The sequence below is a fragment of the Streptomyces avermitilis MA-4680 = NBRC 14893 genome (assembly GCF_000009765.2).
Lineage (GTDB): Bacteria > Actinomycetota > Actinomycetes > Streptomycetales > Streptomycetaceae > Streptomyces > Streptomyces avermitilis.
Genome location: NC_003155.5, coordinates 5,788,631 through 5,800,927, shown reverse-complemented (window position 1 = coordinate 5,800,927; position 12,297 = coordinate 5,788,631). Strand labels below are relative to the sequence as shown.

The 12,297-nt window shown below is 68.9% G+C and carries 12 protein-coding genes; 9 read left to right on the top strand and 3 right to left on the bottom strand.

The window, feature by feature from the left end; genetic code table 11:
• Window positions 1–117 precede the first annotated feature (117 nt).
• Entirely contained in the window at window positions 118–519 is a 402-nt protein-coding gene (locus tag SAVERM_RS24570) for a winged helix-turn-helix transcriptional regulator (protein WP_037648000.1), read from the top strand.
• Between the two features lie 27 nt (window positions 520–546).
• Here SAVERM_RS24570 and SAVERM_RS24565 read toward each other — a convergent pair whose 3' ends face one another.
• Window positions 547–1,038: a MarR family winged helix-turn-helix transcriptional regulator gene (locus SAVERM_RS24565; protein WP_010986180.1), complete on the bottom strand. Its 492-nt coding sequence runs from the start codon at window positions 1,036–1,038 to the stop codon at window positions 547–549.
• Between the two features lie 117 nt (window positions 1,039–1,155).
• Here SAVERM_RS24565 and SAVERM_RS24560 point away from each other — a divergent pair, with 117 nt between their 5' ends.
• The 4 genes from SAVERM_RS24560 to SAVERM_RS40405 all read left to right on the top strand — a co-directional run bounded on the left by SAVERM_RS24560 (window position 1,156) and on the right by SAVERM_RS40405 (window position 3,488).
• A complete protein-coding gene (locus SAVERM_RS24560; RefSeq protein WP_010986179.1) occupies window positions 1,156–1,494 on the top strand; it encodes a YnfA family protein in 339 nt (112 codons plus the stop codon).
• A 110-nt stretch (window positions 1,495–1,604) separates the two neighbouring features.
• Window positions 1,605–2,384: an SDR family NAD(P)-dependent oxidoreductase gene (locus SAVERM_RS24555; protein ID WP_010986178.1), complete on the top strand. Its 780-nt coding sequence runs from the start codon at window positions 1,605–1,607 to the stop codon at window positions 2,382–2,384.
• On the top strand, window positions 2,384–2,533 hold the full coding sequence (locus SAVERM_RS43385) for a hypothetical protein (protein WP_167544200.1): 150 nt from the start codon (window positions 2,384–2,386) through the stop codon (window positions 2,531–2,533). The genes SAVERM_RS24555 and SAVERM_RS43385 overlap by 1 nt, the downstream gene beginning before the upstream one ends.
• Before the next feature lie 517 nt (window positions 2,534–3,050).
• Window positions 3,051–3,488, top strand: a complete 438-nt coding sequence (locus SAVERM_RS40405; protein WP_010986177.1) for a hypothetical protein — start codon at window positions 3,051–3,053, stop codon at window positions 3,486–3,488.
• A 43-nt stretch (window positions 3,489–3,531) separates the two neighbouring features.
• Here SAVERM_RS40405 and SAVERM_RS24545 read toward each other — a convergent pair whose 3' ends face one another.
• Window positions 3,532–4,725 (bottom strand): RtcB family protein, encoded by a 1,194-nt coding sequence (locus SAVERM_RS24545; protein ID WP_010986176.1) that lies wholly within the window; start codon window positions 4,723–4,725, stop codon window positions 3,532–3,534.
• A gap of 236 nt (window positions 4,726–4,961) precedes the next feature.
• Between SAVERM_RS24545 and SAVERM_RS24540 the strand changes: the two genes are divergently transcribed.
• The 3 genes from SAVERM_RS24540 to SAVERM_RS24530 all read left to right on the top strand — a co-directional run bounded on the left by SAVERM_RS24540 (window position 4,962) and on the right by SAVERM_RS24530 (window position 8,427).
• Entirely contained in the window at window positions 4,962–5,837 is an 876-nt protein-coding gene (locus tag SAVERM_RS24540; protein ID WP_010986175.1) for a hypothetical protein, read from the top strand.
• A 154-nt stretch (window positions 5,838–5,991) separates the two neighbouring features.
• Window positions 5,992–6,942 (top strand): DUF3558 family protein, encoded by a 951-nt coding sequence (locus SAVERM_RS24535; protein WP_010986174.1) that lies wholly within the window; start codon window positions 5,992–5,994, stop codon window positions 6,940–6,942.
• Between the two features lie 165 nt (window positions 6,943–7,107).
• Window positions 7,108–8,427: a DUF2637 domain-containing protein gene (locus SAVERM_RS24530; RefSeq protein ID WP_010986173.1), complete on the top strand. Its 1,320-nt coding sequence runs from the start codon at window positions 7,108–7,110 to the stop codon at window positions 8,425–8,427.
• A 109-nt stretch (window positions 8,428–8,536) separates the two neighbouring features.
• On the opposite strand, the gene lysS is transcribed toward SAVERM_RS24530, so the two are convergent.
• Entirely contained in the window at window positions 8,537–10,282 is a 1,746-nt protein-coding gene (gene lysS, locus SAVERM_RS24525) for a lysine--tRNA ligase (protein ID WP_037648074.1), read from the bottom strand.
• 145 nt (window positions 10,283–10,427) lie between these two features.
• On the opposite strand from lysS, the gene argS reads away from it, so the two are divergent.
• Entirely contained in the window at window positions 10,428–12,200 is a 1,773-nt protein-coding gene (argS, locus tag SAVERM_RS24520; protein WP_010986171.1) for an arginine--tRNA ligase, read from the top strand.
• Window positions 12,201–12,297: the final 97 nt, after the last annotated feature.

Below are 12,297 nucleotides of genomic sequence, written 5' to 3'. Positions count from 1 at the left end.
CAGGGCTTCACGGGGGTTCACATGGCTTTCTTTCCCGTTGCAACAACCCTAGGAAGAGCTACTATCTTTTGGAAAGTAGGCACCTGAAGGTGCGTACCTCACCGGGAGGTGACCCGTATGGCGACCATGACCGCCGCCCAGCGGCGCGATCAGGCGCGACGCGAGTACGACGCGTTCATCCGCAGCTGCCCCACCAACCAGCTTCTCGACCGCATCAGTGACAAGTGGGTCAGCCTCGTCGTCAGCGCGCTCGCCGCCGGATCCATGCGCTACAGCGACCTCGGCCGCAAGATCGCGGGCGTCAGCCCCAAGATGCTGACGCAGACGCTGCGCGCACTGGAGCGCGACGGGATCGTCGCCCGGACCGTGACCCCTTCCGTACCGGTCCGCGTCGACTACGAGCTGACACCCCTCGGCACCAGCCTCAGCTGCCTGCTCAGCGCGGTGAAGGACTGGGCGGAGCTGCACATCGAGCAGGTCAACGAGGCGCGGGAACAGTACGACGCGGAGGAGCACTAGGGCCGGGGCGGGAGTTGGGCCCCCGGTTCAGATGTCGCCCTCGCGCAGCCGGGCGACCTGTCCGGCGGTGAAGTCGACCGTGCGCCGCATATGGCCGATGATCAGGGCGAGTTCACTCGCGTCCAGCTCCTCGAAGAGCATGTACCACCGGGGGCCCAGCCGGTCCCACAGCCGCCCGAACTCGGCCATCCGCTCCGGCACGGTCGCCACCAGCACCCGCCGCCGGTCGGCCGCGTCCCGCTCCCGTACGACGTAGCCCGCCTTCTCCAGCCGGTCCACGAGCCGCGTCGCCGAACCGGTCGTCAGCCCCGTCAGCTCGGCGATCCGCCCGGTCGTCACGGGCCCGGCCTCCAGGCCGAGCAGGTTCAGGCACTGGAGATCGGTCGGATGCAGCTTCAGGTGGTCGGCGATGGCCTGGTTGAACAGGGCGTACGAGGCCATGTACCGCCGGGACACGTCGGACAGCTCGTCGAGCAGCCGCTCCCGCGCGCTTCCGCCGCCGTCGGCCTTCCCGGACATGGCACCCGCCTTTCGTCTGCGTGGTGCAGAAATCGTACGACGCAGACGTCTCGTGGGTCAGGGGCCGGTCGCTCCCGACAAACCGCGTGCCGAGAAACCGCGTGCCACAGTGACCGCATGCTCGTCCTCCGCTCCGCCGCCCTCTTCGTCGCCGCCGCCCTCTTCGAGATCGGCGGCGCCTGGCTCGTCTGGCAGGGCGTGCGCGAACACCGCGGCTGGCTGTGGATCGGCGCGGGCGTCATGGCGCTGGGCGTGTACGGCTTTGTCGCCACCCTCCAGCCGGACGCCGAGTTCGGCCGCATCCTCGCCGCGTACGGAGGCGTCTTCGTGGCCGGCTCGCTCGCCTGGGGCATGGTCGCGGACGGCTACCGGCCCGACCGCTGGGACGTCACCGGCGCGCTCATCTGCCTCGCCGGAATGACAGTGATCATGTACGCGCCGCGGGGCGGCAACTGAGCCGAGGGACGGCACCCGCCCCCGCGCGCACGGCACCGGCCTATCCTGGCAGGCATACCCACAAGAGCCCGCCAGAGCGACGAGCAAGCGCACCGCAAGGAGTCACGTCCATGACCGCCCCCGCCGCCCCGTCCGCCGCCTCCCGTATCGCCGTCGTCACCGGCGCCAGCAGCGGAATCGGTGCCGCGACGGCCCGGCAGCTCGCCGAGGCGGGCTATCGCGTCGTCCTCACCGCCCGCCGCACGGACCGTATCGAGGCGCTCGCCAAGGAGCTGGGCGCGGCGGGCCACGAGGCGACGGCGTACGCGCTGGACGTCACCGACCGCGCGGCGGTCGACGAGTTCGCCACGGCCTTCAAGACCATCGGCGTCCTGGTGAACAACGCGGGCGGCGCACTGGGCGCCGACCCGGTCGCGAGCGGCGACCCGGCGGAGTGGCGCCAGATGTACGAGACGAACGTCATCGGCACGCTGAACGTCACCCAGGCCCTGCTCCCCGCGCTCACCGCGAGCGGCGACGGCACGGTGGTCGTGCTCACGTCCACCGCGGGGCACGGCACGTACGAGGGCGGCGCGGGCTATGTCGCCGCCAAGCACGCCGAGCACGTCCTCGCCGAGACCCTCCGCCTGGAGATCGTCGGCACGCCCGTCCGCGTCATCGAGGTCGCGCCCGGCATGGTCAAGACGGACGAGTTCGCGCTGACCCGCTTCGGCGGCGACCAGGAGAAGGCGGCCAAGGTCTACGCGGGCGTGGCCGCACCGCTCACCGCCGACGATGTCGCCGACACCATCACCTGGGCGATCACCCGCCCCAGCCACGTCAACATCGACCTCCTCGTCGTCCGCCCCCGCGCACAGGCCTCGAACACGAAGGTCCACCGGGAGTCGTGATGGCCGAGCCCGCCGGCGACGGGGAGCAGCAGCGGCTGGCCCTGGAGAAGAAACGGGAACGCTACGTCTGGTACTACCTCGCGTACTTCCTCTTCGGCATCCACATCGTCGCGTTCGTGATGATCTACGCGGTGACCCACACGAAGTAGGCGCAGCCGGGGAGCCGCCTCGGCATGGGCCCCCTCAGACAGACCGGTGGCCTCGCCCCCACAAGACTCGACGACGCGGCGGCTCACTCACACGGATGAACCGTCTCGATCACCCGGGCGATGACCGAACTCCCGACCTAGGCTCGCGCCACAACATCAAACAGGACGGCCCCCGGCCGGGACGGCAATCCCGACCGAGGGCCTGACCAGCAAGGAAGGACCATCTTCCTCATGGCTGACCGCGAGCCTAGCGCGCACCGAAGCACGCTTACCGACGCCCTCGGCGTCGACACGACGGGGTTCATGGACCTCGAAGACCCCCACTACGCCTACATGTTCGGGTTCTTGCAAGCCGACGGGCACCTGGAGCAAGGAGTGGGACAGAAGGGCAAGTTGTCCGTCGAGATCAGCGTCCGGGACATCGAGATTCTTCGCAGGTTCCAAGGATGTCGCCCCGCCACAAGGACAGTTCTCCCACCGCGACTACCTCCGAGGCGTCATCGACGCCGACGGTTCGGTGGGTTACACGAGCCAGGGCTACCCGTTCGTCTCTCTCACCACGCAGAGCACGGCCATCGGCGCCTACCTGTGCTTCTACGCCGGGAAGGTGACAGGAGCCGAGCGCACCCTCAAGCGCAACGCCCGAGACCGCATCTACAACATCCCTTACACGAAGGAGAACGCCCAGGAGCTGGCGGCTCACCTCTACTACAAAGACTGTCTGTCGCTGGCGCGTAAGCAAACCGCCGCCGACTCGCTGGGCGCTTGGGTTCGTCCGGAAGGCATGAAGGTCGCGCCCGACCGCCGGCGTTGGAACGGCTGGGAGGACCGCGTACTGCTGAGGCTGAACAACGACGCGGCAGCGGCAAAAGAACTCGGCCGAACCGAGAAGAGCTGCTGCATCCGTCTTTGGCGCCTGCGCACCGGCCAGGTGCCCATGCCAAGCGACCAATAACCAGATGGGCGAGGTCCCCGACTTTCCCCGGGGACCTCGTGCATCAGCCCTTTACACAGATGAACTGCTTCAGCTTTGCCACGACCTCGACGAGATCGCGCTGCTGCTCCATCACCTGGTCGATGTTCTTGTAGGCCGCCGGGATCTCGTCGAGCACGCCGGAGTCCTTACGGCACTCGACTCCCCGCGTCTGCTCTTCCAGATCCCGGACCGTGAAGCGCCGCTTCGCCGCGTTGCGACTCATACGCCGGCCCGCGCCGTGCGAGGCCGAGTTGAAGGCCTTTTCGTTTCCACGCCCCTTCACGATGTACGAGCTGGTGCCCATCGATCCGGGGATGATCCCGTACTCACCGGAACCCGCGCGGATCGCGCCCTTGCGGGTGACCAGCAGGTCCATGCCTTCGTACCGCTCCTCCGAGACGTAATTGTGGTGACAGGAGATCTCCTGGTCGAAGGTGGGCTTCGCCTTCTTGAACTCCTTCCGGATCACGTCCTTCAGGAGTGCCATCATGATCGCGCGGTTGTACTTGGCGTACTCCTGAGCCCAGTAGAGGTCATTTCGATAGGCCGCCATCTGCGGTGTGTCCGAGACGAACACCGCCAGATCACGGTCGACGAGCCCCTGGTTGTGCGGGAGCCCCTGCGCGACGCCGATGTGGTACTCGGCCAGCTCCTTGCCGATGTTCCGGGAACCGGAGTGCAGCATCAACCAGACCGAACCTGACTCATCGAGACAAGTTTCGATCAGGTGATTCCCTCCGCCGAGCGTTCCCATCTGCTTTATGGCCCGCCCCTGCCGGAACTTCACAGCCTCGGCAACCCCGTCGAACCGCCCCCAGAAGTCGTCCCAGCCAGCCGTGGCCATGCCATGGAACCGCCCCGGCTCGACCGGAGACTCATGCATCCCCCGCCCCACCGGAATGGCCTCCTCGATCTTCGACCGAAGCCGTGAAAGATCCCCCGGCAGGTCATTGGCGGTCAGTGACGTCCTGACGGCGGACATGCCGCACCCGATGTCCACCCCCACCGCCGCGGGACACACCGCGCCCTGCATCGCGATGACCGATCCGACCGTCGCGCCCTTTCCGTAGTGCACGTCCGGCATGACCGCGAGGCCCTTGATCCAGGGCAGGGTCGCGACGTTCTGCAACTGGCGCAGGGCGACGTCCTCGACCGTCGCCGGGTCCGTCCACATACGGATCGGAACCTTCGCGCCCGGCATCTCCACGTACGACATATCGTCCTCATTCCCCCGAAAAACAAACAGAAGTCTCAGATCGCAAAAACCAGCGCCAAGGTCAACGTTCAGGACAACGGACCGGCGTTCACGGCAGTGCGTGCGATACACATTGTCTGCAGGGGCCCGCCCCTCGCGGCAACCGAATTACGGCCCTCACCAGCCGTAACCAGCCGTGTCACCACTGGACGCACCCCGACCCCGGGGACCAGAGAACCGTCGAGAGGAGCCTCACCGTGCAGCGGAAGGCGTACGTACCCGGCGCCGCCGTGCTCCTCGCGGCGCTGCTGGCCGCCTGCACCGGCGGATCCGGCAGCGACAGCCCGCCGGACGACCCGAAGCCCGGCGATACCGGCCCGAGCGCCACGGCCGCCCAGCCCGGCAAGTACCGCACCCTCTCCGACGCGTGCAGCGCCCTGAGCCAGGGCACGCTCGACTCGCTGCTGCCCGGCATCGAGCAGCTCACGGACCAGGAGCAGCGCGACCGGGCGTACCAGGGCGAGGCCACGCCCACCTATGACAACGACCGCCGCTCCGGCTGCCGTTGGAAGGCCGAGTCGACCGACGCCACGGACCATCTGCTCGTCGACTTCGAGCGGGTCGTCTCGTACGACAACGCGGTCAGCGACGACACCCGCGCCCAGAAGGTGTTCGCGGCCAAGCAGACGGACGCGAACCTTCCGGAGCCGTCCGCGAGCGGCTCCGGTCCCGAGGGTTCCGAGGGTTCCGAGGGTTCCGAGTCGTCCACGAGCACGAGCCCGTCCGGCTCGGCGTCGCCCACGCCCTCCGGCGACAGCAGCAGGAGTGCGGGTTCCGGCGGCGCCTCTTCGTCCGGCTCCGCCACCGCGACCGCCGGTGCCACGGCCACCGGAACCCCGGCCGACCTCCAGCCCCGGACCCTCGACGATCTCGGCGACGCGGCGTTCCTGAACGACGTGCTGAGCACGGCCAGGCAGCGCACCGTGACTGTGGTGTTCCGCACGTCCAACGTCGTCGTGAGCATCGGGTACGACGAGCAGTCGGCGCATCCCGGCACGGTCCCCGACAGCGAGGAAATGCAGGACAGGGTGCGGAAACTGGCCCAGCAGCTCGCCGATTCGTTCGCCGGGTAGCCCCCTTGGGCCGGTCGGCGGCCCCGATCCGCAAAGCCCCCGAACGGGAACCGCACAGGTTCTCCACCGCGTACCGTGGCCCCTCGGACCCGATCCGACCGCACGATCCACGAGCGTCATGAGTGGAACCACGAGCGTCATGAGTGAAGGAACCATGCACCGACCTGCACAGCGAGACCAGCGAGACCAGTGCGAGCAGCGCCGACCGCTCGAGCAGCGCGAGGAGCCGGCGCGCCGGACCTCGCGACTCCACCGCGTCGCCCTTGTCTGCGCGGCCGCCGTCCCGGTGATGCTCGTCGCCTCCGGCTGCTCCTCGGACTCCGGCTCCGGTGACGACGCGCAGAAGGAAGCCGCGACGAGCAGTGCGCAGCCCTCGCAGAGCGCCTCGGAGAAGGCCGTGCAGGAGGCCGCGTACGCGACGCTGCCCAAGCCCTGCGACGCGCTGGCGAAGAAGACGCTGGCGGATCTCGTCCCGAAGGCGAACAAGTCCGGCAAAGCGGGCGCTTCGAACGAGTCGGGGACGCGGGGCAGCTGCTCCTGGGACAGCCTCGACAACAACGGCGTCAAGGGCTCGCAGTTCCGCTGGCTGAACGTGTCGTTGCTGCGCTTCGACTCGGACGCGGCGCGCGGCGAGGGCAACGAGCTCGCGCAGGAGTACTACGTGAAGCAGGTCAAGGACGCGCAGGCGGTGGAGGGCGCGAAGAACGCCAGGACGCAGCCGGTGTCCGGGACGGGCGACGAGGCGACGGCGGTGCGGTACGACCTGAAGAAGAAGGAGGGTTCCTTCAAGCAGCAGACGGTCGTGACGCGGATCGAGAACGTGGTCGTCACGCTCGACTACAACGGCGCCGGACTCGCCGGTGAGAAGACCCCCGACGCCGCCGACCTGACGAAGGCGGCGGAGAAGGCCGCGAAGGAGACGGTGGCCGCGGTCATCGCCGCGAACCAGGGCGACGGCACGGCGAGCGAGAGCGCGGCGCCGTCGAAGGAGGCCTCGAAGAGCGCCTCCCCGTCCAAGTCGGCCTCGAAGCCGGCCTCCGGGTCCGCCTCGAAGGACGCCTCGCCGTCCGCGTCGGCGTCGGCGTCGGCGTCCAAGAAGAACTGACCCGGATCCTGGCCGTCGGATGCCGCTCAATTCGTAGCGCCACCAGGGCACTTGCCGGAGCCCGGTCCTCCCACGGATCGGGCTCCTGCCGTACCGGCCGCCCGTTCGCCGTACGCATGTGCCACCCTGTTGCGCGCAACAACATGCACAGGGAGGGGAGTACAGGTGTCCGCGCCACTCCAGCTGACACGGATGCACCGGGTTCTCATCGGCGTGGTCGTCACCGGTGCGGTCATCATCGCCGGTATCGGCTTCGCCGGTTCGTACGCGGCCGTCCGTGAGCTCGCGATCAAGAAGGGCTTCGGGAACTTCTCGTACGTCTTCCCGATCGGCATCGACGCGGGGATCTGCGTCCTGCTCGCCATGGACCTCCTCCTCACCTGGATCCGCATCCCCTTCCCCCTCCTGCGCCAGACGGCGTGGCTGCTCACGGCGGCGACGATCGCGTTCAACGGCGCGGCGGCCTGGCCGGACCCCCTCGGGGTCGGGATGCACGCGGTGATCCCCATCCTCTTCGTGGTCGCGGTGGAGGCGGCCCGGCACGCGATCGGCCGGATCGCCGACATCACGGCCGACAAGCACATGGAGGGCGTACGCCTCACCCGCTGGCTGCTCTCCCCGGTCCCCACCTTCCTGCTCTGGCGCCGGATGAAGCTGTGGGAGCTGCGCTCCTACGAGCAGGTCATCAAGCTGGAGCAGGAACGTCTCGTCTACCAGGCGCGCCTCCACTCCCGCTTCGGCCGCGGCTGGCGCCGCAAGGCCCCGGTGGAGTCGCTGATGCCGCTGCGGCTGGCGCGCTACGGCGTCCCGCTGGCGCAGACGGCGCCGTCGGGCCTGGCGGCGGCGGGTATCGAACCGGTGCTGCTGCCGCCGGCGCCGCAGCCGCAACCGCAGCTCGAGGCCGCGGACCCCGCCGCGGGCAGCCTTGCCGCCGGGCCGGCGCCCGCCCCGCAGCAGGCGGCGGCGCCTCAGGACAACCGGCCTCCCGAGCAACCGGAATACCCCGAGGAGCCGGGGCCGGACCAGAGCCCGTGGTTCCAGGCACCTCAACAGCAGGTCGTCTACGGGGGCGGCTACGATCCGTCGTACGAGCCTGAGGAGGCGTACGAGCAGTGGTACGAGGAGCAGGGGCCCGAGCAGAATGAGCCGGACCCGGAAGAGACCGGCAACTTTCCGATCCCGGCGGGCCCCGGCCGTACGCGCCAGCTGGGCGACGGCGGCGCCCCGGAGCCGGAGCCGTTGCCCATCCCCGCCCAGCGGGTGGAGCAGTCGCCGCTCTCGGACGAGAAGTCCCGCGAGGAGAGCTTCTACCAGGTGTTCCGCCAGTCGATAATGCCTGGCCAGGGGCTGCCCACGAAGGGTGAGTTCGGCAACAACGTCGAGGCCACGTATGGCGTCACGCTCACCGACAGCGAGCTGAAGCGCTATATGAACCGCTTCCAGAACCGTTTCAACACGGAGCTGGAGGAGGACCACATCGCGTAGTTCCCGAGCTCGCGTACGCTCCCGCGGGCGTACGGCGATCTTGAGCTCGTGTACGACGAAGGGGGCGCCCGGCGAACACCGGGCGCCCCCTTCGTCGTAGCCGCCGGGGTTACGCGCCGAGCAGCTTGCGCACCCGGTCCTGCCCGACCGCGAGGAGCAGCGTGGGCAGACGCGGTCCGGTGTCACGGCCGACCAGCAGGTGGTACAGCAGCGCGAAGAAGGTCCGCTGGGCGACCTTGATCTCCTGCGGCAGCTCCTTGGGTGTGGCGTCGGCGGAGAAGCCGGCCCGCACCTTCGGGACGCCGTACACGAGGTGGGTGAGGCCGTCCAGGGACCAGTTGGAGTCCAGTCCCTCCAGCAGCAGCCGCAGCGACTCGCGGCCCTGGTCGTCGAGGGACTTCAGGAGGTCGGCGTCGGGCTCGTCGCGCACGACGGTGCGCTCCTCGGCCGGGACCTGCGTGTTGATCCAGGTCTCGGCCTTGTCGAGCCGGGGCCGGACCTCGTCCAGGGACGTGAGCGGGTTCTCGGGGTCGAGCTCGCTCAGGATCCGCAGGGTCTGGTCCTCGGCGCCGGCGGTGATGTCGGCGACGGAGGCGAGGGTGCGGTAGGGCATCGGGCGGGGGGTCCTCGGCAGTTCCCCGGCGGCGGTGCCGATGGCACGCGCGTACGCGGCGGCGTCCGCCGGGAGTACGGCCCCGTCGGCGACCTTGGCCGCCAGCTTGTCCCACTCGTCGTAGAGCCGCTGGATCTCCTGGTCGAAGGCGATCTTGAACGACTGGTTGGGCCGGCGGCGGGCGTACAGCCAGCGCAGCAGCTGCGGCTCCATGATCTGGAGCGCGTCGGCCGGGGTGGGGACGCCGCCCTTGCTGGACGACATCTTCGCCATGCCGCTGATGCCGACGAACGCGTACATGGGTCCGATGGGCTGCTTGCCGCCGAAGATGCCGACGATCTGGCCGCCCACCTGGAAGCTGGAGCCCGGGGACGAGTGGTCGACACCGCTCGGCTCGAAGACCACTCCCTCGTAGGCCCAGCGCATCGGCCAGTCGACCTTCCAGACCAGCTTGCCGCGGTTGAACTCGCTCAGCCGCACGGTCTCGGAGTGGCCACAGGCGGTGCAGGTGTAGCTCAGCTCGGTGGTGTCGTCGTCGTACGCGGTGACCGTGGTGAGGTCCTTCTCGCACCGGCCGCAGTACGGCTTGTACGGGAAGTAGCCGGCGGAGCCGGAGCTGCCGTCGTCCTCCGCGGCGGCGCCCGAGCCCTCGGCGGCCTCCAGCTCGGCCTCGTCGACCGGCTTCTGGCCCTGCTGCTTCTTGGCGGGGGCCTTCTTGGTGCGGTACTGGTCGAGGATCGCGTCGATGTCACCGCGGTGCTTCATCGCGAACAGGACCTGCTCGCGGTAGACGCCCGAGGTGTACTGCTCGGTCTGGCTGATCCCGTCGTACTCGACGCCCAGCTCGGCCAGCGCCTCGATCATCGCGGCCTTGAAGTGCTCGGCCCAGTTCGGGTACGCGGAGCCCTTCGGGGCCGGCACGGACGTCAGTGGCTTGCCGATGTGCTCGGCCCAGGACTCGTCGACGCCGGGGACGCCGGCCGGGACCTTGCGGTAGCGGTCGTAGTCGTCCCAGGAGATCAGGTGGCGCACCGTGTGCCCGCGGCGGCGGACCTCGTCGGCGACCAGGTGCGGGGTCATGACCTCGCGGAGGTTGCCGAGGTGGATCGGGCCGGACGGGGAGAGGCCGGACGCGACGACCACAGGTTTGCCCGGGGCCCGACGCTCCGACTCCTCGATGACCTCGTCCGCGAAACGGGAGACCCAGTCGGTGGTCTCGGTGCTCTGAGCCACGATCGGCACGTCCTTCTTTCTCATACGCCAGTACGGCTGACCCGACCATTCTCCCAGCTCGGGCCGCAACCGCGAAAACGGCTTTTCACCGCGTGGGATACTGGCTTTCCTGTACGCAGAAACCCTGGAACCCGACTAGAACGGCAGCCACTCCATGGCCTCGGTCACGTCCCTCACCGCTTCCGTCCATCAGCGCCTCGCGGACGCCCTCTCGGCAGCTCTGCCGGAGGCCGGTTCCGCGGACCCGCTGCTGCGCCGAAGCGACCGGGCCGACTTCCAGGCCAACGGGATCCTGGCTCTCGCGAAGAAGGCGAAGGCGAACCCGAGAGACCTGGCGACGCAGGTCGTGGCGCGGGTCGAGTCGGGTGAGGTGATCAAGGACATCGAGGTCTCCGGCCCCGGCTTCCTGAACATCACGATCACCGACCAGGCCATCACCCGGAACCTGGCGGCGCGGTACGAGGACGGCGAGCGCCTCGGCGTGCCGCTCGCCGAGCACCCGGGCACGACGGTGATCGACTACGCGCAGCCGAACGTGGCGAAGGAGATGCACGTAGGCCACCTGCGGTCTGCCGTCATCGGTGACGCGGTGGTCCAGATCCTGGAGTTCACGGGCGAGAACGTGGTGCGGCGGCACCACATCGGCGACTGGGGCACCCAGTTCGGCATGCTCATCCAGTACCTGATCGAGCACCCGCACGAGCTGGACCACAAGGGCGCGGCGGAGGTCTCCGGCGAGGAGGCCATGTCGAACCTGAACCGGCTCTACAAGGCGGCGCGGACGCTCTTCGACTCCGACGAGGAGTTCAAGACGCGGGCGCGGCGCCGGGTGGTCGACCTCCAGGCGGGCGAGCCCGAGACCCTCGCCATGTGGCAGAAGTTCGTGGACGAGTCGAAGATCTACTTCTACTCGGTCTTCGACAAGCTGGACCTGGAGATCCGGGATCCGGACGTGGTCGGCGAGTCGGGCTACAACGACATGCTGGACGAGACCTGCCGCCTGCTGGAGGAGTCGGGCGTCGCGGTCCGCTCCGACGGTGCGCTGTGCGTGTTCTTCGACGACGTGAAGGGCCCGGACGGCAACCCGGTCCCGCTGATCGTGAAGAAGTCGGACGGCGGCTACGGCTACGCGGCGACCGACCTGTCGGCGATCAGGGACCGGGTCTTCAACCTGAAGGCGAACAGCCTCATCTACGTGGTGGACGCCCGTCAGTCCCTGCACTTCAAGATGGTCTTCGAGACCGCGCGCAGGGCGGGCTGGCTGAACGACGACGTGCAGGCGCAGCAGCTGGCGTTCGGCACGGTCCTGGGCAAGGACGGCAAGCCGTTCAAGACGCGTGAGGGTGAGACGATTCGGCTGGTCGACCTCCTGGACGAGGCGATCGACCGCGCCACCGCCGTCGTACGGGAGAAGGCCGAGAAGGTGGGCCTGAGCGAGCAGGAGATCGAGGAGAACGGCCGGTACGTCGGTATCGGCGCCGTGAAGTACGCGGACCTCTCCACCTCCGCCGTCCGGGACTACAAGTTCGACCTGGACCAGATGGTGTCGCTGAACGGCGACACGTCCGTGTACCTCCAGTACGCGTACGCCCGTATCCGGTCGATCTTCGGCAAGGCCGGCGACCGTACGCCGCTGGCCCACCCGGAGCTCGAACTGGCCCCGGCGGAGCGGGCGCTGGGACTGCACCTGGACCGGTTCGGGGAGACGCTGGACGAGGTCGCCGCCGAGTACGCCCCGCACAAGCTGGCGGCGTACCTGTACCAACTGGCGTCGCTCTACACGACGTTCTACGACCAGTGCCCGGTCATCAAGCCGGCGCCGGCGCAGGAGGTCGCGGAGAACCGCCTCTTCCTGTGCGACCTCACCGCCCGCACGCTCCACCAGGGCATGGCCCTCCTCGGCATCAGGACGCCCGAGCGCCTCTGACGGCCCACGCCCGCTCGAAGAGCACCGGTACCGGCAGCTGTGGCACCACTGCCGCATGAGCCGTGAACCGGTGCTCTGCCGCGTTCGGCAGCGGTCC

Coding starts and splice junctions, on each gene's coding strand:
- SAVERM_RS24565 (WP_010986180.1), bottom strand. CDS start 1,038: ATGTCCGGGAAGGCCGACGGCGGCGGAAGCGCGCGGGAGCGGCTGCTC.
- SAVERM_RS43385 (WP_167544200.1), top strand. CDS start 2,384: ATGGCCGAGCCCGCCGGCGACGGGGAGCAGCAGCGGCTGGCCCTGGAG.
- SAVERM_RS24535 (WP_010986174.1), top strand. CDS start 5,992: ATGCACCGACCTGCACAGCGAGACCAGCGAGACCAGTGCGAGCAGCGC.
- argS (WP_010986171.1), top strand. CDS start 10,428: ATGGCCTCGGTCACGTCCCTCACCGCTTCCGTCCATCAGCGCCTCGCG.
- SAVERM_RS24545 (WP_010986176.1), bottom strand. CDS start 4,725: ATGTCGTACGTGGAGATGCCGGGCGCGAAGGTTCCGATCCGTATGTGG.
- SAVERM_RS24560 (WP_010986179.1), top strand. CDS start 1,156: ATGCTCGTCCTCCGCTCCGCCGCCCTCTTCGTCGCCGCCGCCCTCTTC.
- SAVERM_RS24570 (WP_037648000.1), top strand. CDS start 118: ATGGCGACCATGACCGCCGCCCAGCGGCGCGATCAGGCGCGACGCGAG.
- SAVERM_RS24555 (WP_010986178.1), top strand. CDS start 1,605: ATGACCGCCCCCGCCGCCCCGTCCGCCGCCTCCCGTATCGCCGTCGTC.